This window comes from Simiduia litorea, from assembly GCF_042853465.1.
Lineage (GTDB): Bacteria > Pseudomonadota > Gammaproteobacteria > Pseudomonadales > Cellvibrionaceae > Simiduia > Simiduia litorea.
Genome location: NZ_AP031497.1, coordinates 785,542 through 808,216, shown reverse-complemented (window position 1 = coordinate 808,216; position 22,675 = coordinate 785,542). Strand labels below are relative to the sequence as shown.

Annotated in this window: 22 protein-coding genes and 1 riboswitch; of the genes, 11 read left to right on the top strand and 11 right to left on the bottom strand. The window is 49.5% G+C overall.

The annotated features are described in order from the left end of the window. The first annotated feature begins 186 nt into the window (after positions 1-186). The gene (locus ACGHTT_RS03590) at positions 187-1,875 is read left to right on the top strand and encodes a dipeptidyl-peptidase 3 family protein (RefSeq protein WP_390593555.1); all 1,689 of its coding nucleotides are present in this window, start codon (positions 187-189) and stop codon (positions 1,873-1,875) included. Between the two features lie 76 nt (positions 1,876-1,951). Here the strand turns inward: ACGHTT_RS03590 and ACGHTT_RS03585 are convergent, their stop codons facing one another. Continuing rightward, positions 1,952-2,746, bottom strand: a complete 795-nt coding sequence (locus ACGHTT_RS03585) for a hypothetical protein (protein ID WP_390593553.1) — start codon at positions 2,744-2,746, stop codon at positions 1,952-1,954. A 218-nt stretch (positions 2,747-2,964) separates the two neighbouring features. Next, positions 2,965-4,494 (bottom strand): NADP-dependent phosphogluconate dehydrogenase, encoded by a 1,530-nt coding sequence (gene gndA / locus ACGHTT_RS03580; RefSeq protein ID WP_390593552.1) that lies wholly within the window; start codon positions 4,492-4,494, stop codon positions 2,965-2,967. Positions 4,495-4,880: 386 nt separating this feature from the next. Between gndA and ACGHTT_RS03575 the strand changes: the two genes are divergently transcribed. The 7 genes from ACGHTT_RS03575 (at position 4,881) to ACGHTT_RS03545 (ending at position 12,650) form a co-directional block, all read left to right on the top strand. Continuing rightward, positions 4,881-6,062 (top strand): thiamine pyrophosphate-dependent dehydrogenase E1 component subunit alpha, encoded by a 1,182-nt coding sequence (locus ACGHTT_RS03575; protein ID WP_390593551.1) that lies wholly within the window; start codon positions 4,881-4,883, stop codon positions 6,060-6,062. 2 nt (positions 6,063-6,064) lie between these two features. Continuing rightward, positions 6,065-7,042 carry an alpha-ketoacid dehydrogenase subunit beta gene (locus tag ACGHTT_RS03570; protein WP_390593550.1) on the top strand — a complete coding sequence of 326 codons (978 nt, stop codon included), beginning with the start codon at positions 6,065-6,067 and terminating at the stop codon, positions 7,040-7,042. Between the two features lie 9 nt (positions 7,043-7,051). Next, the gene (locus ACGHTT_RS03565; protein ID WP_390593548.1) at positions 7,052-8,311 is read left to right on the top strand and encodes a 2-oxo acid dehydrogenase subunit E2; all 1,260 of its coding nucleotides are present in this window, start codon (positions 7,052-7,054) and stop codon (positions 8,309-8,311) included. Between the two features lie 101 nt (positions 8,312-8,412). Next, positions 8,413-8,515, top strand: a riboswitch (TPP riboswitch). A 107-nt stretch (positions 8,516-8,622) separates the two neighbouring features. Then, positions 8,623-10,803: a TonB-dependent receptor gene (locus ACGHTT_RS03560; protein WP_390593547.1), complete on the top strand. Its 2,181-nt coding sequence runs from the start codon at positions 8,623-8,625 to the stop codon at positions 10,801-10,803. A 56-nt stretch (positions 10,804-10,859) separates the two neighbouring features. After that, on the top strand, positions 10,860-11,120 hold the full coding sequence (locus ACGHTT_RS03555; protein ID WP_390593546.1) for a YkoF family thiamine/hydroxymethylpyrimidine-binding protein: 261 nt from the start codon (positions 10,860-10,862) through the stop codon (positions 11,118-11,120). A gap of 9 nt (positions 11,121-11,129) precedes the next feature. Beyond that, a complete protein-coding gene (pnuC, locus tag ACGHTT_RS03550) occupies positions 11,130-11,753 on the top strand; it encodes a nicotinamide riboside transporter PnuC (protein ID WP_390593544.1) in 624 nt (207 codons plus the stop codon). Further along, entirely contained in the window at positions 11,754-12,650 is an 897-nt protein-coding gene (locus ACGHTT_RS03545) for a phosphotransferase (RefSeq protein WP_390593542.1), read from the top strand. A 42-nt stretch (positions 12,651-12,692) separates the two neighbouring features. Here the strand turns inward: ACGHTT_RS03545 and ACGHTT_RS03540 are convergent, their stop codons facing one another. The 9 genes from ACGHTT_RS03540 to ACGHTT_RS03500 form a co-directional block, all read right to left on the bottom strand. Then, on the bottom strand, positions 12,693-12,893 hold the full coding sequence (locus tag ACGHTT_RS03540) for a hypothetical protein (RefSeq protein ID WP_390593541.1): 201 nt from the start codon (positions 12,891-12,893) through the stop codon (positions 12,693-12,695). A 249-nt stretch (positions 12,894-13,142) separates the two neighbouring features. Next, a complete protein-coding gene (locus ACGHTT_RS03535; protein ID WP_390593539.1) occupies positions 13,143-13,445 on the bottom strand; it encodes a DUF6172 family protein in 303 nt (100 codons plus the stop codon). Between the two features lie 378 nt (positions 13,446-13,823). Continuing rightward, positions 13,824-14,702, bottom strand: a complete 879-nt coding sequence (locus tag ACGHTT_RS03530) for a diguanylate cyclase domain-containing protein (RefSeq protein ID WP_390593538.1) — start codon at positions 14,700-14,702, stop codon at positions 13,824-13,826. A 63-nt stretch (positions 14,703-14,765) separates the two neighbouring features. After that, entirely contained in the window at positions 14,766-15,143 is a 378-nt protein-coding gene (locus ACGHTT_RS03525; RefSeq protein ID WP_390593536.1) for an STAS/SEC14 domain-containing protein, read from the bottom strand. A gap of 19 nt (positions 15,144-15,162) precedes the next feature. After that, positions 15,163-15,615 (bottom strand): YaiI/YqxD family protein, encoded by a 453-nt coding sequence (locus tag ACGHTT_RS03520; protein WP_390593534.1) that lies wholly within the window; start codon positions 15,613-15,615, stop codon positions 15,163-15,165. A 29-nt stretch (positions 15,616-15,644) separates the two neighbouring features. Next, the gene (locus ACGHTT_RS03515; RefSeq protein ID WP_390593532.1) at positions 15,645-16,028 is read right to left on the bottom strand and encodes a hypothetical protein; all 384 of its coding nucleotides are present in this window, start codon (positions 16,026-16,028) and stop codon (positions 15,645-15,647) included. A 21-nt stretch (positions 16,029-16,049) separates the two neighbouring features. Continuing rightward, positions 16,050-16,877: an SDR family oxidoreductase gene (locus tag ACGHTT_RS03510; protein WP_390593530.1), complete on the bottom strand. Its 828-nt coding sequence runs from the start codon at positions 16,875-16,877 to the stop codon at positions 16,050-16,052. Positions 16,878-16,931: 54 nt separating this feature from the next. Beyond that, positions 16,932-17,867, bottom strand: a complete 936-nt coding sequence (locus tag ACGHTT_RS03505; RefSeq protein WP_390593529.1) for a pyridoxal-phosphate dependent enzyme — start codon at positions 17,865-17,867, stop codon at positions 16,932-16,934. Between the two features lie 206 nt (positions 17,868-18,073). Continuing rightward, on the bottom strand, positions 18,074-18,718 hold the full coding sequence (locus tag ACGHTT_RS03500; protein WP_390593527.1) for a DUF6962 family protein: 645 nt from the start codon (positions 18,716-18,718) through the stop codon (positions 18,074-18,076). 345 nt (positions 18,719-19,063) lie between these two features. Here ACGHTT_RS03500 and ACGHTT_RS03495 point away from each other — a divergent pair, with 345 nt between their 5' ends. The 3 genes from ACGHTT_RS03495 to ACGHTT_RS03485 are packed head-to-tail and all read left to right on the top strand — an operon-like array spanning position 19,064 to position 22,622. Next, positions 19,064-20,887 carry a serine/threonine protein kinase gene (locus ACGHTT_RS03495; protein WP_390593524.1) on the top strand — a complete coding sequence of 608 codons (1,824 nt, stop codon included), beginning with the start codon at positions 19,064-19,066 and terminating at the stop codon, positions 20,885-20,887. 50 nt (positions 20,888-20,937) lie between these two features. Further along, positions 20,938-21,864 carry an ABC transporter ATP-binding protein gene (locus ACGHTT_RS03490; protein WP_390593523.1) on the top strand — a complete coding sequence of 309 codons (927 nt, stop codon included), beginning with the start codon at positions 20,938-20,940 and terminating at the stop codon, positions 21,862-21,864. Then, positions 21,861-22,622 carry an ABC transporter permease gene (locus ACGHTT_RS03485; RefSeq protein ID WP_390593522.1) on the top strand — a complete coding sequence of 254 codons (762 nt, stop codon included), beginning with the start codon at positions 21,861-21,863 and terminating at the stop codon, positions 22,620-22,622. The genes ACGHTT_RS03490 and ACGHTT_RS03485 overlap by 4 nt, the downstream gene beginning before the upstream one ends. The last annotated feature ends 53 nt before the right edge of the window (positions 22,623-22,675 follow it).

Here is a 22,675-nt window from a genome sequence, read left to right as displayed (position 1 = left end):
GCGGTGATCGAATGCTTACTATCCCGTCTACAGCCATACCGTCTCACTCCGCGTTCAGGAAATAGGCTGTAAGTTCGTCTATACAGCTTCACGGACGCAACACACAACAATAATGCAGTCTCGATTCCATACGCTTAGTACCTACCAAGGTATAAGCTTTACCTAACACTAAAAATGAGGATCACCATGCGCCTATCTCTGCTCGCAGCGGCCATAGCCACAACCTTGGCACTCACGGCCTGTGACACCAAGTCACCGGATAAAACCGAACAAAACACTAGCAAGCCTAAGGCAACATGGGTCGCCACCAGTACCGAACGCTTTGATATTTATGCTGATTTCACCCTGACCAGTGATTTAAGCCACTTATCGTCAAATCAGCGCAAGATGCTCACCCTGCTGATCGATGCGGCGGCCATTATGGATGAACTTTATTGGCTGCAGGCTTTTGGTGAAAAATCGATATTTCTGAATCAAATTCCCGACTCGGCAACACAGCGCTTTGCCGATATTAACTACGGCCCTTGGGATAGGCTTGCCGGCGATACATCTTTTATAAAAGGCATAGGCGAGAAGCCTCTGGGCGCAAACTTTTACCCTGCAGACATGACTAAAGCCGAGTACGAAAAATGGCGTACCAGCAACAACATCATGCTCGAAACCACGCGCGACATGGAACTCTACTCGGTTATGGAGCGAGACTCAAAAGGTCAATTGCTCATCACCCCCTACAGTAAAAAATTTGCACCACAATTGAAAAAAGCGGCCAACCTTTTGCGTGAAGCGGCGGCACTGGCAGACAACGCTGAGTTCAAAAACTATTTGGGCATGCGTGCAACAGCTCTAGAAACCGACGACTATCAGCCTTCCGACATGGCTTGGATGGATATGAAATCCAACCCTATTGAGCTGGTCATCGGCGCTATAGAAACCTATGAAGATCTGCTATTTGGCTATCGCGCCGCCTACGAGGCGTATGTGTTGATTAAAGATCAAACCTGGAGCGAGAAACTGTCTCGCTATGCCGCCTTTTTACCGGAACTGCAACAAGGCTTACCGGTGGCGGAGATCTACAAACAAGAAACACCCGGTACCGACGCCGACCTCAACGCCTACGACGTCATTTATTATGCAGGGCATTCGAATGCTGGCTCTAAGACTATCGCAATTAATCTACCCAACGACGAGCAAGTCCAACTAGAGAAAGGCACTCGCCGTCTTCAGTTGAAAAACGCCATGCAGGCCAAGTTCGATAAGATTCTGGTGCCCATCGCTCAACAGCTCATCGCCCAGGATCAGCAGTCGCACATCACCTTTGATGCTTTCTTCGGCAACACCATGTTTCACGAGGTAGCCCACGGTTTAGGTATTAAAAACACCGTCAATAACAAAGGTCTGGTACGCACGGCGTTAAAAGAGACAGCGTCATCGATGGAAGAAGGCAAAGCTGACGTACTCGGCCTTTACATGATTTCAGAGCTGTTCAAGCGAAACCAAATTGAACAGGGGGAACTCATGGATAACTATGTCACTTTCCTCGCCGGCATTTTTCGTTCGGTGCGCTTTGGTGCCTCATCTGCCCATGGCAAAGCTAACATGGTGCGCTTTAATTACTTTAAAGACGCGGGTGCATTCAGCACCGATGCCGACGGCCGCTATCGAGTTGACTTTGACAAGATGACCGTCGCCATTAATGATCTATCCAACCTACTGCTCACACTGCAAGGCAACGGTGACTATGAAGGCGTGGTTAAATTAATAGAAGAGAAAGGCGTGATGGGTGCAGACCTGCAGGCCGAACTAGACAAGCTAACCGCGGCAAACATACCGGTGGATATCACCTTCGTTCAAGGCAAGTCTGTATTGGGACTCTAATGTAAATAGGCCGCCCTTATGGGCGGCCTATTAATAATATGGGCTGATTGATTGCAATCTACATCATAAATTTCGCTTATTGAGCCTCACCAACAGGCCAATCCTTCAACACCTGCTCTATAAATTGCAATACAGGCTGTTGCACTTTAGCCAGCAATACGCGTCTTTCGAACTGATCATGTAGCGCTTTCGAGACATGGTATTGATTTAGAATATTTTCATGATCGAGAAAATAGCGATAGGTTGAGCGGCTGACGATACCGAGCTCACAACGCTTTTTATCGAGCAAATCAAAAATAGTTATTTCCCTACTTGTGTGCAGTAGCGTCAGCGCTAACTGTTTTTCCTGATCGGAAACACCCGAATAGTAATTCCCCAGCACCAAACAAATCTGCTTACCAACCAAAGATGACGCGTCCAAAAATTCAAATGGGTTTTTATTTAGGGATACGAAGATATCTTCATCATGAAACACAGCAGATGACCACAAATATTTAGTCTGCGCAACATCATCAAACCACAAAGGGCTCACACCCAACACTATGCCGCCAAAATTTTCGGCAATCACCATGTTTCTCACACGATTGCGCGGAATGAATGTTAAAGTGAAGTGGTATACATGACTTTTTTCATTTAACAAGCGGACGAAATCAAAATACAAACCTTGCTCCGCCTCTATATCAATCATATAGGGTGGTTTATTGTGATAGGCCGTTATTGGCACCTGAATCAGTTCTTCACCGAAGGCATAACAAGCATTTAAAAGCCAACACAAAATGAAATATCGAACAGAAGTAGCGATAATAGGTAAATAACGATTCATTCGCTGATAACCACTCCTATCGTTTAGGTCGGAATTAAAAACCTGCAACCGAAAGCCACACCCCATCAATGAACTATAATGACTCGCTCGCGATGGCCATAAAACACCTCTATAGCAAGCACAAAATCTGATCTCGCCTAGCCAGCTCTACAGTTTAGGCGTTTTTTCGCCAGTTAGTGTGATAAATACTCAAGTGTAACAATTTATGCCGCCACAAAAAAATAAAAGCCGCATTAGCGGCTTTTAGTAAATTCGAGGTGATCGCTTTATTTTATCCGCACTAACGGGCGGTTTGGATCACTCCACTCCACGTGATATTTTTTACCACGCGGCTTATCCACACGTTCAAAGGAATGGGCACCGAAATAATCGCGCTGCCCCTGCAACAAATTTGCGGGCAATACGGCTGTGCGATAGGCATCGTAATAGCTCAGCGCCGAACTCAGTGCCGCCACAGGTACGCCCCATAGGCTGGCATTTGCCACGGCTTTACGCCAATTGCGCTGATTACTCGAAATTTGTTCGGCGAAATACTGATCGAGCAAAAGATTTTCCAGCTCTTCATTGCGCTCATAGGCATCGGCAATGGACTGCAAAAACACCGCGCGAATAATACAACCGGCGCGCCAAATTTTTGCAATTTCAGCATAGTTGAGCGTCCACGCCTGCTCTTTGGCGGCGGTTCTCATCAAATCAAAACCTTGAGCGTAGGCACAGATTTTGGCGCAATAGAGCGCGTCGTGCAGCTGATCAATAAGGCTTTCGCGCTGATCCGCGGTTGGCTTTTCGAAATCGGGCCCAGCTAATAAATCGGCGGCTTTAACACGCTGATCTTTTAATGTGGAGATGGAGCGCGCGTAAACGGCCTCGGCAATAGTCGGCGCTGGGCAGCCTAACTCTAGGCTGCTCACCGCGGTCCATAACCCGGTACCTTTCTGACCGGCCTTATCTAAAATCATTTCAACCAGAGGCGCACCGGTTTCCGCGTCGACGGTATCGAGCACCTCGGCGCTGATTTCGATCAAATAGCTGTTGAGTAAACCTGCGTTCCAGCGTCGAAATACCGCGGCGATTTCGGTGGCGGTCATAGCCAAGGCATCGCGCATCACCTGATAAGCCTCGCAAATTAACTGCATATCGGCGTACTCGATGCCGTTGTGCACCATTTTTACGTAGTGGCCGGAACCGCTTGGGCCAATGTAGGCAGCGCAAGGCTCGCCCTTGGCTACAACCTCACCAGGCGCTTTGCGTTCGATGGGCTTGCCGGTGTCGGGATCAACCTTAGCGGCTATCGCCTCCCACATAGGCTTGATGCGAGTCCAGGCATAAGGGTCGCCGCTGGGCATCAGCGATGGGCCAAATCGTGCCCCCACTTCACCACCGGATACCGCGGTCGAGAATAATATAAATTGGCCCTCATACTCGGTCTCTCGGCGCTGGGTGTCAGTCCACAGACTGTTGCCCGTATCGACCACAATATCGTCCGCCTGCAGACCCGCATCCACCAACTTATGACAGACATCATCCACGGGGCTTCCAGCCGGCACCGAAACCACGATTAAATGCGGGGCACTTAAACTGGCCAATAAGTCTGTATAGGAGTTACAGGTCAATACGCGGGGCGGGTTATCGCCGCGCTCGGCGTCGTCTTGCGCCTGCAGTGCTTCTAGTTTGCTTTGATCTAGATCGAAGGCAATAACGCGAAATCCGTTATCCACGAGGTTCATGATGAGGTTTTTCCCCATCACACCGGCTCCTACAAATCCAATATCACAAGGCTGGGCAGCTACAGGCATGGGTTTCGTTCCTAGGCATTGAAAATGCGCGCATAGTACTGCAAAAAGGCGCCATTCGGTTAGTTTTCGCACACGAATAAGGCACAGCAAAAACAGCGCCACAAGGGTATATCGACTATCATTTAACTAATTATTGGTATAACTAATCAAAAATTGGCAATTTATTGGTTCTTATATCACAAGCATGGGTGGTTTAGCCCTTAGATAAGTAGGACTCACCAGTCCCGCCCGTGATAATTTTTTGTACCTGTGAAATTGCGTGATCTAACTACACTTAGAACCCACTAAAGGGCGACGTAAAGCCTAAGCGTGGCGCGCCAACAATTAAGCACTAGGCACTCCATAATAAGTCTCAAACCGCACCCTAAGGGGCAAGAGGTCTTCTGATGAGCGATAAAATTACCCACAAGCTACGATTGTTGTCGGGCTTCGAAATGGCAATACCCACACTCAGCTTGTTAAAAGCTGACGGCTCATTGTACGACGGCGCCAAAGCGCCCAAGCTCGATAAAGAAACCGCGTTGCGCATTTACGACACCATGCAATTCATTCGCGTCCTCGACGAGCGCATGGTCGCCGCCCAACGCCAAGGCCGGTTGAGCTTCTACATGACCTGCACCGGCGAAGAAGCCGCCGTTATCGGTTCGGCAGCGGCTTTTGAAGCAAAAGATATGATTATGGGCCAATACCGCGAGCACGGCGCCCTGCGCTACCGCGGCTTCAGCACCGAACAATTCATGAATCAAATGCTGTCCAACAGCAAGGATTTAGGCAAGGGGCGCCAAATGCCGATTCACTATGGCTGCAACGCGCTCAATTACATGACCATTTCCTCGCCTTTGGCCACACAAATTCCTCAAGCGGCCGGTTACGCCTACGCGCAAAAACTTGACGGTCAGCAGGCCTGTACACTTGTGTACTTCGGCGAGGGCGCGGCCAGCGAAGGCGACTTCCACGCGGGTATGAATATGGCGGCGGTATTAAAGTGCCCCACGGTCTTCTTCTGCCGCAACAATGGCTACGCCATCTCAACTCCCGCTGACGAACAATATGCCGGCGACGGCATAGCCGCGCGCGGTGTCGGCTACGGCATGAAGACCATTCGCGTGGACGGCAACGACGTACTCGCGGTTTACGCCGGCTGTGTAGAAGCGCGCAAAATTGCCGTAGAAAACAACGAACCAGTGTTGGTGGAAGCCATGAGCTATCGCTTAGGCGCGCACTCCACCTCCGATGACCCGGCTGGCTATCGCTCGCGCGATGAGGAAGACAAGTGGCGCGCGGTAGACCCTGTGCTACGCATGAAAAACTGGCTGATCGCGAAAAAGTGGTGGACCGAAGCCCAAGAAAAAACTGGTTTAGAAAACTACCGCAAGGAAGTGTTGGAGTGCTTAAAAGCCACAGAAAAAGTGGCTCCTCCAGGGCTTAATGACCTGATTACCGATGTCTACGACACGCCTGACGCCAACCTCAATAACCAATTGGCGGCACTGCGCGAACACATCGCAAAGTACCCAGAAAAATACCCGAAAACCGCAGCCCAGGTTATTGAAGGAATGGAGCACTGATCATGGCCAAGATGAATTTACTACAAGCCGTTAATAGCGCGCTCACCACGGCCATGACCAACGACAAACGCGTGGTCTGTTTCGGCGAAGATATTGGCAAGTTTGGCGGTGTGTTTCGCGCCACCAGTAACCTGCAGGAAAAGTTTGGTAAGGCGCGCTGCTTCAACACACCGCTCACCGAACAAGGAATTGCCGGCTTCGCCATCGGTATGGCGGCGCAAGGTCACATCCCAGTGGCCGAAATACAATTTGCCGATTATATTTTTCCGGCCTTCGATCAGATCGTGAATGAAGCGGCAAAATTTCGCTACCGTTCGGGCAATCAATTCAACGTCGGCGGCCTCACAATTCGCACGCCCTACGGCGGCGGCATTGCCGGTGGTCTATACCACTCGCAATCACCTGAAGCCTATTTCACCCAAACACCGGGTTTGAAAGTGGTGATGCCATCCACACCCTATCAAGCGAAAGGTTTATTGCTCGCCGCCATCCGCGACCCAAATCCCGTGATCTTTTTTGAGCCTAAGCGTCTGTACCGCGCCGCTGTCGGCGAAGTACCCGATGAGGAGTTCGAAATCCCCTTGGGCGTGGCGGAAGTTGTCAAAGAAGGTGCTGACATTACCTTGCTGTCTTGGGGCGCGCAGATGGAATACCTGCAAGCGGCTGCCGCCATGGCCGAGGCCGATGGTATTTCTTGCGAGGTTATCGACTTGCGTACGCTATTGCCTTGGGATGTAGAAACCGTGGCGCGCTCGGTGAAGAAAACTGGCCGCCTGTTAGTTACCCATGAGGCGCCTCTAACCGGTGGCTACGCCGGTGAAATTGCCGCCACAATTCAAGATCACTGCTTCCTCTACCTCGAAGCGCCGATCAGCCGGGTCACCGGTTTAGATACCCCCTTCCCGCTGGTACATGAGAAAGAATACATGCCCGACCAGTACAAAATTTTCGAAGCCATTAAACGCACCATCAATTACTAGGAGCCGACCGTGATTAAAGATTTTATTCTGCCGGATATTGGCGAAGGTATTGTCGAGTGCGAACTGGTTGAATGGCTGGTGAAAGAAGGTGACATCATCACTGAAGACCAAGCTGTGGCCGATGTATCAACGGACAAGGCCTTAGTGCAAATCCCCTCCATGTACGACGGTAAAGTTACCAAGTTGTATTACAAAGAGGGCGACATTGCCAAAGTGCACGCCCCTTTATTCGCCATCGAGCTGATCGAAGCGGGTGCAACAAGCAGCGATAAAGCCAACGAAGCGCCAGTGCCACCGGTGGCTAGCGCGCCAACGAAAAGCACCCCTACTACACCTGCTGTTGCAGCCGTCGATGACAGCGCCGACCGAGAGTTTGTCCGCAACACCTCGCGCGCGCTAACCACCCCCGCGGTGCGAAGACTTGCTCGGGAAAACAGCGTCGACCTCACCAGTGTGCCCGCCACCGGGAAAAATGGCCGCGTACTGAAAGAAGATATGCTGAACTTTCTCGCCGGCAACAGTAGTGCGGCCACAGTGAATACAAGTACCACCGCGAACAAAACAACGGCGGCCGATAGAGTAGAACCGATTAAGGGCGTAAAAGCTGTGATGGCGCGCGCCATGCAAGAATCGGTCAGCACGATTCCACACTTCACCTATGTGGATGAAATCGACATCACCGATTTAGTGAACCTACGCTTACAGTTAAAAGCCAAATTCCCCGACGTCAAAATCACCATGATGCCGCTGTTTATGAAGGCTTTATCTCTGGCCATTCATGAGTACCCCGTGCTCAACAGCCGACTCAACAGCGACTGCACCGAACTCACTTACGTGAGCTCGCATAACATTGGCATGGCCGTCGACTCCAAGGTTGGCTTGCTCGTGCCAAATATTAAAAATGTGCAAACGCTTAGCATTTTAGAGTTAGCGCAGGAAATTTCGACACTGACCGACAGCGCCCGCTCCGGCCGTGTTAGCCCCGAAACCTTGAAAGGCGGCACAATAACGATTTCAAACGTCGGCGCCATCGGCGGCACCGCCGCCACGCCGATTATCAACAAACCCGAAGTGGCTATTGTGGCGCTCGGTAAGATGCAAGAACTGCCCCGCTTTAATGCCAAAGGGGAAGTAGAAGCGCGCAAGATTATGACCGTTAGTTGGTCTGGCGATCACCGCGTGATCGACGGTGGCACCATTGCTCGCTTCTGCAATCGCTGGAAAGAGTTTTTGGAAGACCCAGCGAGCATGTTGATGGCCATGCGGTAACAGCTGCAAGTACAAGTACTATAAAAAGGCCACGTGAGTTACGTGGCCTTTTTAGTTTCCGCTAAAACCGTCGTACTAAGCAATTCCCTCATGTTACACTGGCTGCCGCCAAGGGGTGTTCGGTTTACCGAACTGAGATGTCGTCGACAAACCCTGGAACCTGATCCGGCTAGTACCGGCGTAGGAATGGGCAAAACGGTTACCGCCAGGCAGGCACGTCTTAAGGCAATGAATGCCGAACACCGCAGAAATCACCCGTATATCACGTCTTGTTGCCGGATCTCAATTTTAAGTTTTTAAATTGGGGTCCCATGAAAAACTATTCCAGTAACACCCGCGCTTTGTTCTCGACTTCTTATCTCGCCGCAGCTATAGCGCTGGCTCCCCAGCTAGCTCAGGCCGCAGCGCAAGCACCTGAATTTGAAGAAGTTTTAGTCACCGCGGATTTTCGCGAGGTCGCCATCGCCGATATTCCAACCAGTATCACGGTGATTGACCAACAAACGTTACAAGACGAAAGCGCGCGCCACTTCGAAGATATCCTCAACAGCATTGCCAACCTAAACTGGTCCGGCGCCACCAGTCGCCCCCGCTATTTTCAAATTCGCGGCGTGGGCGAACAAGAAGATTACCAAGGTGCACCCAATAGCTCCGTGGGTTTTATTGTTGACGACATCGATATGTCTGGCCTTGGTACAGCAGCCAGCACCTTTGATCTACAGCAGGTGGAAGTTTTACGCGGGCCGCAAGGTACCCGTTTTGGCGCCAACGCGCTGGCCGGTCTAATTCACCTTAAAAGTAATGACCCGAGCGAAACCTTCGAATTTGGCGGCGAGGCGACGGTGGGTGATGACAATCAACGAGGCTTAGGCGTTGTCGTGTCTGGCCCCCTATCTGAAACCCTCGGCTATCGGGTCGCGGTGGAAAGCCAGCAGCAAGACGGCTTTCGCACCAACGAATTTTTAAACCAAAACAATACTAACCAGCGCGACGAGTTCACCGGTCGAGTAAAATTACGCTGGCAACCCGATCAACAATGGCAACTCGATGCCAACCTACTCTACACCAATAACGACAACGGCTACGACGCTTGGACCTTGGATAACAATGGTTTCAAGACGCTGACCGATAAGCCCGGCGTAGACAATCAGGAAACCCAAGCCGGTAGCCTTAAGGTCCAATGGCTCGGCGACACCTTAGCGCTAACCTCTCTGACCTCTGCAGCGAGCACCGATCACAACCACGCTTACGACGGCGACTGGGCCAATCCGGATTACTGGGCGGCAAAATCCTGCACCGATTACTACGATGAAAACAACAACGGGGACGACACAGATTCGATTGCCTGCGTTTACGATTACCTGTGGGACAAGCGCGCACAACGCGATACTTTATCGCAAGAATTCAGAGCCGCGTCCACGGATAACAGCCTGTTATTCAATGGCTCAACAGCATGGCTTGCTGGCATCTACCTGCACACATTAGACGAAAGTAACGACCTTTATTCCGAGTACAACACCTACCCCGACGAAGTGTTACGCTCCAACTACGAAGCAACAAACACAGCCATTTTCGGGCAAATTGATTCGGATTTAGGCCGCGAATACGCACTTTCCATAGGCCTGCGCTCGGAAGCAAGAACGAGTGATTATAGCGACAGCAACGGCGATACTTTTGAACCCGATGAATCCATGTGGGGCGGCCACTTAGCACTGACGAAATCAATATCGGATGCTCAAAACGTCTACGCTCGAGTTGCGCGCGGCTATAAAGCCGGCGGTTTTAATATGACATTGCCGAGTGAGCTGGCAAGCAAAAAAGAATTTGAGTCTGAGACCCTGCTCAACTATGAACTCGGCCTAAAATCTTTCTGGCTCGAAGGTAGCGCCAGCACCAATATGACGCTGTTCTACATGGAGCGGCTGAACCAGCAAGTTGACGCCTCGCTGCAAGACCCCAACAACCCACAACGATTTATTCTATTTACCGAAAACGCCGGTAGCTCCGACAATTACGGCGCAGAGTTTGAAGGTCAGTGGGCCGTCAATGAGGTGCTGGAAATTTACGGTAGCCTCGGCTATTTGCAAGCCCAGTATGGCGATTATCAATACCAAGATAAATACGGTAGCCCAGTGGATTTATCCGGTCGAGATCTCGCCCATGCGCCACGCTTTACCTACAGCGCAGGCCTTACCCTGCGCCCTGGCAATGGGTTATTTGCCAATATTAATGCCAACGGTAAGAGCGAGTTTTACTATTCAGATAGCAATGACTCCAAGTCCGACGCTTTCACATTAGTCAACGCAAAACTCGGCTATGAAACAGACGACTGGTCTGCCTATGTGTGGGGTCGCAACCTAACCGATGAAAAATACGGCGTGCGCGGCTTTTATTTCGGCAATGAGCCAGACATCGACTGGGTAGATAAACAATACATCCGCTTTGGTGATCCGCGCCAGATTGGCGTAACATTCAACCTAAGCTTTAACTAACGCGACCCAACCATTCCTGCCGCTCACCAGAGCGGCACTCAAGCGTGGAGCTAAGCATGAAACTCACCGTTGAAATTTCAATGTACCCTTTTCGAGATGGCTATATAGATCCCATCCAATGGTTTATCGAGCGTCTGGATCAATATCCAAATATCGATCGCGTTACCAACGCTATGGCCACACAAATTTCCGGCGACTACAACGAAGTGATGGCGCTACTGGCGCGAGAAATGAAAGCCGCCTACGAAAAATGGGGTAAAGCCGTTTTCGTGTGCAAGTTTATTGGCGGTGCCCTCGATTTATCGCACAAACAATAACCCCTAGTTATGTTGTCAGAATTCAATAATGTCATCCAATCTGCGATTCTAGAGGCCCACGCACTCAGCGCTTTCGAGTTGGTCGCCGTACTGCTTGCCTTGGCCTATATTGTATTGGTACTGCGCGAGAGCCTTTGGTGCTGGCCTGCGGCTTTCCTTAGCACCGCCATCTATACCTGGCTATTTTGGGAGGTGGCACTGCTGATGGAGTCGGTGCTTAATGTCTACTATATGTTCATGGCAGGCTACGGCTATTGGACTTGGCGCTACGCAAAAGTAAACGCAGAAAAATCCATTGAAAGCTGGTCGGTAAAAAAGCATCTGTTACTGATAACGGCCACTACTGGCCTGTCTCTTTTGGCTGGCTATTGCATGGCAAATTTTACCCAGGCAGATTTTCCTTGGTTAGATGCTGCAACAACCTGCTTTGCGATTGTCACGACGTGGCTTGTCGCGCAAAAAATTTTGGAGAACTGGCTGTACTGGATAGTTATCGACGCGGCGTCTATCTATCTATATTTAAATAAAGGCTTCATGCTAACGTCGGTGCTGTTTATTGTTTACATTGGTATTGCCATTGCCGGCTATTTTAGTTGGACCAAGTCCTACCAATACACTGTCGGTGCAAACTGAATGAAGCTGCCGCAATTTAAGCATTCACAACTTGTACAAGAACTTGAGGCAGCCGGCATTACCCAGCTAAAGCTGGTTGCCCCATTAGGCATGGGCACCAGCAATCAGAATTTTCTCGCCAATAGTCATGGCGAGTCATGGGTGTTAAGAGTAAACAACCCGCTAACCAACAAGCTCTGCCCGCGCGATAACGAAGTCGCCTGCTGGCGTATCGCCGAAGCGGCTGGCCTGGCACCGGAACTAAAATTCGTTTCACAAGATTTTCGCTATTATTTAAGCCGCTACATTGATACTGAAAAAACATGGCAGCAACAACACCAATGCCACCCGAGAGCAGCACAATTGCTAGGGCAACTGCTGGGCAAATTATCCAAGCTAGCCTTACCCAAGCACCGGGTGACCCCGCGCAGCCAATGGTGTTTTTACCAAAAAGAAATTGTAAATCGGAGCGCAAAACTGAGGCCGTTACTACAGACTGTGGCGAAAGAAATATTAGCGTTGGATAGCCGCGTAGAGGCAATCATTAACAGGCTAGAGCAAACACAAAGCCTACGTTTCTGCCATCGAGACTTAAATCCTCACAATCTATTACTCGAAAAAAATCGATTACTGTGTATCGACTTTGAATACGCCTGCAGCAGTGATCCGCGCCTAGAGCTAGCAGCCATGCTGGCGCACCATAAACTCGGTGACAGCCAACAAGATTGGTTAATACAGGACCAACTAAAAGGTGTTGAACAGGAACGGCATCAAACATTACAAGACGCCAATTTTCTGTATTGGTTATTTACCGCCTGTTGGGCATTAATCATGTGCGATGATGGCAAAGGGGCACAATCTTGGTATGAAAATGCCATGATCAAAATACGACGCCATGAAGCCCTAATCACACGCTAACCCCAAGCGCCTAGTGCTAAAAGCTAAGCGCGACGCTGTCGATTACTCAGCTGAGGATTTTAACGCGTCTCTTTCACGCTTATAGTCTTCATAGCTTTGATTATTCTTGTCCAAACATTGCTGACGCTGGTACTCCGGCATCTTATTACACTCTTGCCGGTTGCCTTCCTGCATCCCTGTGTAGATGCTTTTATTGGAGCAGGCAGCCAAAAACACCATCATACCAAGTGCGATAAATTTCATTCTGAATACCTCAAAATCAAGCCGTAATGCCATTGGACAATTTTTCAAACAAAAGTTCCCGCACGCCATTGAATAGGTTTATTTTCGACAGTCGACCATGGCGAACGTAGGTAACGAGAAGATCGTTCAAGGTCAGAAAGCAGGGCTGGCATTGAACGATTAAGCTAGAGCAGCAACAGGTTAATGGCTTAGCCTTGCCACTGCACTCGCTGATCCCCCTTGTGGTTTAGATAAAAGAGTAGCCAAAAACTACTCTTCCGTTGGCGCTATACGCGGGGTTCGCTTGCCCACTTTGGCTAATATTTCAATATAAAACGAGGTCAAGCCTTGCTGCTCGGCCTGATCGACACATTTGTTAAGCTCAGACAAATGCACCACTGTGGCGGCCTCTGCCGTAGCGCCATACTTACAATCAAAATCCCAAAAATCGGCACCTTCGGGTAACTTTTTATTGCGCTCACGGCGAATATATTTTTTCAACTCATGCTTCACCGCTTCAAAAAGCCGTGGCGGTTGAATTTTGGCGTGCTCGATTACAAACGTCTTTTTCATGATTTACCTGTGGGAGGCAAGCAACAGTGCGAGCCTAAAAGCATAAAGATGCGCCATTTTACGGGAAATTACCCTAAGCCGCGACCTGTGCAAGCGAAAATGCCGAGCCATTTTCTTAGCCCCCAACGGCTAGCCCTTTAGGGCAAGATCTAACGGCCCTGCGGGTCAACAGCCCCTACGCCAAGAGTCGCCACCTTTTAGACCGGAAATACAAAGCTTGAAAAGGCTATTTCAGCACCGCTAGGAATAGACTTATGCCATCACCCATTTTTACCCTGCCACCCTTTTCTCGGCAACAGTTGCCTACCTCCGCTCCGATATCACAGTAGAGCCATGAACGCCCCCGCAACCTAGTCCACGGGTATTGGCTTGCGCTGGCTAAAACTCGTAACTCGAACAGCTCTTTTTCTTGGCGCGGTACATTGCCCTATCTGCCACGGCGAGCAGTTCATCAGTGGAGCGACCGTCACCGGGGTAATTAGCCACGCCAATGCTACAGCTCATCTGAAACTGTTGACCGGTAATATGAAAGGGTTTATCCACCGCTTCAATCAATGCCTCAGTGACTTTACTGACATTGGTCTTACCGGACGCATCCTCCAACAAAATGACAAACTCATCACCGCCGATGCGGGCAACTGTATCCGAGGCGCGAATGCAGGATTTAATGCGCGCGGCAAATTCCCGCAAGACCTGATCGCCAAAGCCGTGGCCACGGGTATCATTAATGGACTTAAATTTATCGAGGTCGATGAACAACAAGGTGAAGGACTTATGACTGCGCTTAGATTGCTCAATGAGATGTGATACGCGATCAAGCAATAGGTATCGATTGGGAATATTGGTTAATTGATCAAAATGGGCCAGATGGCTCAGTCGCTCTTGCTCGGCTTTTCGATCGCTGATATCGCGGTTTATGCCCAGCGCACCCACCATTGAACCATCGTCGTCAAAGATAGGAACACACATAGATTCAATCCAACCTATATGGCCATCTTTACGTAACATGCGGATTTCACCCGTCCACTTTCCGTCGCGAGCCACAGCAGCAATAACTTGCGCCGTCAATTGAGCGCTATCCTCGGGTACATGCAATATAGAAACGGCTTGCCCAACAGCTTCGGACTTCGTGTATCCGTACAAGGCTTCTGAACCTGCGTTCCAGTCCACAATAACCCCGTTAGTATCGGTGACCACCACGGCATCAAAGAGATAATCGAAGGCCTTAGCGCGTTGTTTTACTGTTTCAGCATCCATAGTGACTGAGTATAGCCGCCTCTAGCCAATAGGCTAAACAACAACATTCTTGCATGCAGTAGGTCATTTATCCTCCAGCCAGGATATCGCCTCCGCGCGGTCTTCAAAATACTGGGCCTCGCCGGAGATAAACCAAGCCGCCACTTTAGTGGCCCAAGCTTGCCAGTCGCGATTGCCCAACATAGCTATTTTTCGAAACTCCGATCCATGCTTTAAACCTAGCTGAAAATCATCCCATGCAGCGCGCAACTCCCAGCCCTCTAGCTCAGTCACATCCAGTAGTACATCCACGGAATGCTCGGGAATACCGTTAAGTGCAGCGCTGAGCAAGGGTGTCATCTGTTCGTAATCGGCATGGGTTAATCGACCATAAGCCTTCATGGCGATGTAGATTTGGCTAGAAAAACGCTCTATCCCTATAGAGAATCCATGCTTATTCATGGGTAGCCTCCTTGGTCAGTTAAGTTTTACAAAGTTTAGTCAACAATCTATCTAATTGGTCGGCAAAATTTTTCCTATCCGTTTGATTTAAAGGCGCAGGTCCCCCTGTATGCACACCACTGGCACGCAGTGTCTCCATGAAATCACGCATATTCAATCGCGCTTTAATATTGGCTTTGGTATACGCCTCGCCCCTTGGGTTCATGGCTAAGCCACCGGCACTCAACACTTCGTCTGCAAGTGGAATATCCTGGGTAATGACGAGATCTCCCGCAAGCAATCGCTTTACGATCTCATTGTCGGCTACATCAAATCCCGATGCGACTTGAATGGCGCTAAGCACCTGTGAAGGCGGTAACTTTATCGGCTGGTTCGCGACAAAGGTTGTGGTGATTTTTTTTCGCTCTGCCGCGCGAATAATAATCTCTTTGATCACCACCGGACAGGCATCGGCATCAACCCAAATTTTCATCTGCTACCCAAATTATTAGTACCCAGTTGCTAATACCCACCCGCGACAGAGCCGCTGCCCATCATCACAATGGGGTACCACACCAGAATCGCCCATATAAGTGAACCACTCAACACAAAGTATGCCGCACTCAAAAGCCAATGCTGTACAAAACAACTTGGCTGCCCAATAGCGTGCAATGCTATACAGGCAAACCCCGCGCTCACACCGGACCTAAACGACCGCAATCGTGTCTGCCAGATGAGCAAAGTATCTTTCAAGAAATAAGCGCAAAATGCCAGCGCCATTTCAATACCCACGACATCCGCTAAAAATACAATTTCCACAGCGAAGGGGGCTACGCACAGCAACAAGCTCCACAGCAGGACTTTTTTCCAAAAACGTTTATCTTGTAAACGGGACTTCCAGTCCATATCTACCCTCCTAGGAAAACGTTATAAAAATAAATCCGGGAATAATCTATCCGCTGCCAGCGCTGGATCAACCTGATAGCCGCTAAATTCGTTCACCCCAGCAGTGCGCAGAACATCCTCATCAATTAAAAACTGACCACTAAAGGTGTTAGCGGGTTGAGTAAAGATATGGTACGCAGCATCGGCCATTATTGTGGGTAGACGAGACACCTTAGCGAGTTCATCACCGCCCATTTGGCCGGCTATAGCAGCCGTAGCAATGGTCGTTTTAGGCCACAAACAATTAAACGCAATGCCTACATCGCTAAACTCAGCGGCCATACCCATCATCGCCAGGCTCATGTTGTATTTAGAAATCGTATAAGCCACATGCCCCTTAAACCAATTTGGGTCCATATTCAGTGGTGGCGATAAGGTCAATACATGGGGGTTAGCCGATTTTTTTAAATGCGGCAAGCATTGTTGCGTGACTAAAAAAGTACCGCGATAATTGATCTGATTCATCAAATCGAAACGCTTCATCGTGGTCGACTCGGTATTTGTTAAGCTGATGGCACTGGCATTATTAATTAAAATATCAATGCCGCCAAAGGCTTTAACACCCTCGGCTACAGCGGCCATCACTTGCGCCTCATCGCGCACATCCACTACTAAGGGCAACGCCTGACCACCGGCAACCTCAACGGCCTTTGCCGCCGTGTAAATAGTGCCCTCTAGTTTAGGGTGTGCCTCTGCGGTCTTGGCCGCTATGATAATGTTGGCGCCATCGCTCGCAGCCTTCTCAGCTATCGCCAAACCGATTCCGCGACTTGCGCCTGTGATAAACAGTGTTTTTCCCTTTAAGCTCATAATCTTTTGCCACTATGTAATGATGTATTTAACAGGTTAATGGTTGTCTCGTAGCTAAAATGGCAATTGCGATAACTCCACATTCCCCCCACTGAGCACAATGCCAACCTTTTTACCTGAAAACGTTTCTTTGTGTTCTAAGATGGCCGCAACAGCAACAGCCGAAGACGGCTCGACAACGACTTTTAGTCGCGTCCATAGCAATTTCATTGCCTCTAAAATACCGCTTTCCGAAACCGTTAAAATATCATCTACATGATTTTTTATGATGATAAAGTTCACCTGCCCCAAGGTCGTTCTCAAACCGTCGGCAATCGTTTTCGGCTCAACGTCCACCACCCGCTGCCCTGAGCGAAAACCTCTGGCGGCGTCATCGGCACCTGCCGGCTCAGCACCATACACAAGCGTATCAGCTCGTATACCTTTCGCCGCCAACACCGTACCCGCCAAGAGCCCGCCACCGCCCACCGGCACAATGACAATGTCCAGATCTGGCGCCTGTGTCATTAGCTCTAGCGCAGCCGTACCTTGGCCGGCAATAATGCGCTCGTCGTCATAGGGAGGAACAAAATGTGCGCCGGTGCTCTGAACGACGCGCGCTAATTCATGCTCTCGCGCCGGCAGATTCGGTTCACACTCAATAATGGTTGCGCCATAAGCAGCTACCGCATCCTTTTTCACCTGCGGTGCGTTGCTCGGCATAACCACGTAGGCTGGAATACCGCGCAGCTTTGCAGCAAACGCTAAGGCGGCGCCGTGATTACCCGATGAGTGGGTGGCCACGCCGAGTGCAGCGTCCTGTGCATTTAACAAACTAACGGCGTTACATGCTCCACGCGCTTTAAATGCCCCCACTTTTTGTAAATTTTCACATTTAAAAAAACATTCACAACCCAAGCTTTGATCGATTAACTGGCTGGTTAAAACCGGCGTTACATGCACCAAACCTTGAATTCGCTCGGCGGCCATTTTAATGTGGTTGAATTCCATCGATATTAATCACTCCAGAAAAATCGCCGCATAGTAGAGCCTTTGCACAAATCAAGCACCTCTCAAGCAGCGGGCAAATTCACCTACGGACAAACAACGATGGCCAGTATAGGCGCACCGATCCGCGACCACCAAGTCACCCTGTGGCTAGCCTCAGCACTAACTCACACGAGTGGGATACGGAAAAAGCAGGTATTACACACCCGTCACAGTTTTTCACGACTGAGTAATACACCCTTGAGTAGCAAGCCGAGCGCGACTATCTGCAATAGATGGTACACACTGTTGTGATCGAAGGGCCAAATCAAGGTGAAAGCTAGCGCCTTGGTTGCTTGTATCCCAGCCGCAATGAGGGTTAACAAAATACCAAGAGAAAACCAATTGGCGCCCACAAAACCCCGTACACTTAAATACACATAACCTGACAAGGCGAAGAGCATAGCCAGTGCTTCATAGACAATAAACGGCAAGAAACTCGTCGAAAACGTAGCCACATAGGTAACAAAACCCAAGGCAATAACGATCATCGGCAGCATACTGCGGCGCGCATTTACAGCGCCAAAAACATCATAGATTACCGCCACAACAAACATCGCAACCAGCAACGCCAACGCCAGATAGATCACCAACCACATATATTTCCCAGCCTGACCTGGTAGCTCTACGCCGTGAGCGACAGCACCCAGTAACGCTGCCACCACCAAACAAGAAAAGATACTCAGCCAGTAGGACGTTCGCTGTGTGGCTGGTGATCTCGTTCGAAGAATATAAATCGCAACTAACGCAGCCATCGCCAACAGTAAATCCGTGCCAGCGGTGGTCAATTCAGTAACATTCGAAACAAAATTCATAGTGCATCCAAACTAAAATATAACAGGCATCATGCAGAGCGAGAGGCTGATATTAAGTGTTAAGCGACATAAGATATCAAGATAATAAATGACAATAAGCTCGCCAAGTAAAATCCACCAGCTGTAAACTAGGCCGTCTCGGTCAATCGAGCAGAACCTAGGCGCAAGAAGTTTCAGCCGCGAAGGATGACCTATCAGCACGATGTAACCGAAGATAACGCCAGTCATCACACTAAACCGAGCGTGCCCTCAACCATTTCAACGATCAGCCATTGAAACAGGAACTTTACCGGGATATCGACAACCGCTTAAGCTACGCTTGAGACTGCCAACCTAGGGTCGCACATGGAACACGAACACCTACAGCACTTTTATATCAACGAAGAGCAATCCATCTATTTGCTCAGTCAGCGCGACGCTAAAAAACTCAAGTCTTGGCTGAGCCTGTGTGAAGCGCAGTTGCGTCGGCTCGGCTACACCGGCGTTACAATGATTGGCAAGGGCGCCTATGGCTTCGTGTTTGCGGGGCGAGATAGCAGCAATCGCGACTTTGTGTTCAAGTTTTCGCGTATTACCTTACCCCAGCACGTACAAGATAGATTAGAAGACGAAGGTTATATGCTGTCCCAGGTAAACATTGCCGGCGTACCCGCTTTCGTTGAATTCCAAAAAGTACACGGCCAGTCAATTCTTATGATGGAGCGAGCTCCTGGCGTCAACCTAGACGATTACGCCCGCCGCACCGGGCGCTTAGCCCCGAGGCTCATTTTAAAAATTGCCGCGCAACTCGCCGACATCCTGCAACAATTACGCACGCATGCCGAAACGCACCACCAGGCCCCCATCGTGCACGGCGATATCAAGCCCTCTAACCTCATGTGGGATGAAACTACCGAACAATTGCGCTTGATAGATTGGGGCGCGGCAGTCTACGCGCAGCTTGATGCCTTCGGCCAACACGCCACCCAGGGCGGTCTGAGCGCACTGTCGAGCGACCTGCAACAAACCAATGCCAAATTGGGCGACGTCTATTTTATCGGTGAAGAGCAGCTCAATGGTGGATTGTCGTCACCCAGATTTGATGAGCAGGGCGCCGCCGGCAGTTTATACGCACTCGCATCGGGTCAGTCTAGCCGCTTTGGTCAGCAGGTTATTCCACCCACATCCCTAGGCTTACCTCGCGAGTTTGCTCGCACCCTCACCCATCTACTCAGCAGCGATAAGGTGCTTCGCGATAAAGCCGGTGACTACTTTCTAAAAAACATGCGGCACATGAAAAATATTGTTACCAGTCGAAGCCTCGACGTGTCAAACAACGATGCTGTTGCACTATTGCCCATTACCAGCTACCCCAAACAACACGAGGTAGACACTGTGGTATACAGTTCGCGAAAATCTTTTTTGCGGCGCGAAATGGATGACGAACGCTTCTCCTCTATCGACCCCACAGAGCTCGACAAATACTATAAAAATTTTCTCAGCGGCATGGGCGATACCGAAAAAGGCTTTGTCACGGCGGTGACTCACCTCGGCCGTTACCCGCTGGTGGGTGGCTTAGCTATACATTGGGATGAACGCGGCATCCATATCGACTCGAGCCTAAACCTATACGACGAAACCCTACTCCCGGCCTTCACCTCCGCCGTAAACAACATGGTCCACTTGGGCCGCGCCATTAATAAACAAGGTGTGTTTAAAAGCTGTATCTTCGATGCAAGAAAGACTTTACATATTGAGCGAAAGTCAGAGCATGACCCCTTCATTGTTAAACCGGGTCAAAAAATAAGCTTCGACATCTTGCCGGCAACGCAAAATCAAGATAAATCGTCCCGCTCACACTCATATTTTGAGGACGGCGATGATCCCGACGAAATGCTAGAACTGCCAGCCGAGATTATGGTGCCCATCACCGAGATGAACCAAATCCATCATTCCGGTTGTATTATTTTCGAAAGTTTAGAAAAACACCTAAAAATACACAATTATCTGCGCCTGCGCGACCCTAGTCAGGAAGAAGATTTAACGCGTTGCCTTGCGACAATTTTAAAGAACGTTCACCACATTAAAGGCTTGGGCGTTTCCGGCTTTATGAAATTACCCTACCGCGACACCAAAGTGTTTCCACACCTAAATGCGCTAGCCGATCGTTATTGTGACTATGGGTTATAGTTAGCGCGAAAGGGAATCAAGATGTTTAAACCTACACTCAAGGAGATGACGTGACCAGTGCAATCTCAATTCGACAGTTGAACAAAACGTACACTTCGGGCTTGAAAGCCCTCAACAATATAAATTTAGATATAAAGAAGGGCGAAATTTTTGCCTTACTCGGCCCCAATGGTGCGGGTAAAACAACATTGATTAGCACCATTTGTGGCATCGTCAACCCAACCGATGGCGAAATCACCGCCAATGGCCACAATGTTGTTACCAATTTTCGCGCGGCCAGAAGCTGTATTGGCCTAGTACCACAAGAAATAAGCACCGATGCCTTCGAAAGTGTGTACGCAACGGTTAGCTTTAGCCGAGGCCTGTTTGGCAAACCTGCCAACCCCGCGTATATAGAATCCATTTTACGTCAACTGTCACTCTGGGATAAACGCGACGCTAAAATCATGGCATTATCTGGCGGCATGAAACGGCGCGTGATGATTGCCAAGGCACTATCCCACGAACCCGATATCTTATTTTTAGACGAGCCCACCGCCGGCGTGGACGTCGAACTGAGACAAGATATGTGGGCCATGGTAAAGGGCCTGCGAGCCCGTGGCGCCACCATTATTCTCACCACACACTATATCGAAGAAGCAGAAGAGATGGCCGATCGCATCGGTATTATTCGTAAAGGCGAGATTCTATTGGTAGAGGAAAAACAGGCGCTGATGCACAAGCTGGGCAAACGCGAACTTAGGTTGCAGCTACAAAGCCCATTGGCCGAAATACCGCAAGCACTGGTTTCCTTACCATTAGAGCTAAGCAGTGAAGGCAACGAACTGGTCTATCGATTTGATTCACAAACTGAACATAGCGGTATTGCCGAACTATTAAAACAACTGGCATCGTTCGGCATCGACTTTAAGGATTTAAGCTCCAGCCAAAGTTCGCTAGAGGATATTTTCGTAGATCTACTGAGGGCGAAGCCATGAATTTCTATGCCATAAAGGCCATCTATACCTTTGAGATTGCACGCACGCTGCGCACACTAATGCAGAGTATTGCATCACCAGTCATTTCCACTTCTTTGTATTTCATCGTCTTTGGTGCGGCCATTGGTTCACGCATGGGTGATATCGACGGCATTAGTTACGGTGCATTTATTATACCGGGTTTATTAATGCTGGCGCTGCTCGGAGAGAGTATCTCTAACGCCGCATTTGGTATTTTCTTTCCAAAATTTTCGGGCACCATTTACGAGGTGCTTTCCGCACCTGTCTCCTACGTCGAAATTGTTGCCGGCTATGTTGGCGCTGCCGCGACAAAATCCATCGTTCTCGGCCTGCTTATTATGATCACGGCGCGATTTTTTGTGGACTACAACATTGAGCACCCGTTTTGGATGTTCTGCTTTCTAGTCTTAACAGCAGTAACCTTTAGCCTATTTGGTTTCATTCTTGGCATATGGGCAAAGAATTTTCAGCAATTACAAGTGGTTCCGTTATTAGTGATTACACCACTGACTTTTTTAGGCGGGGCATTTTATTCTATTAATATGCTGCCACCCTTTTGGCAAACCGTTACACTGTTTAACCCCATCGTCTATTTAATCAGTGGCTTTCGCTGGAGTTTCTACGGCGTCGCCGATGTGCACCTAGCCGTAAGCGTCGGCATGACATCGCTATTCATGTTCGCCTGCTTAATCTATATTGCATGGATTTTTAAAACAGGGTACCGGCTGCGAGAGTAATCCAGCGCAAAGGCAGAGCAAACCTCTGCCTTTGCCACCAAGGCTACCGCGCT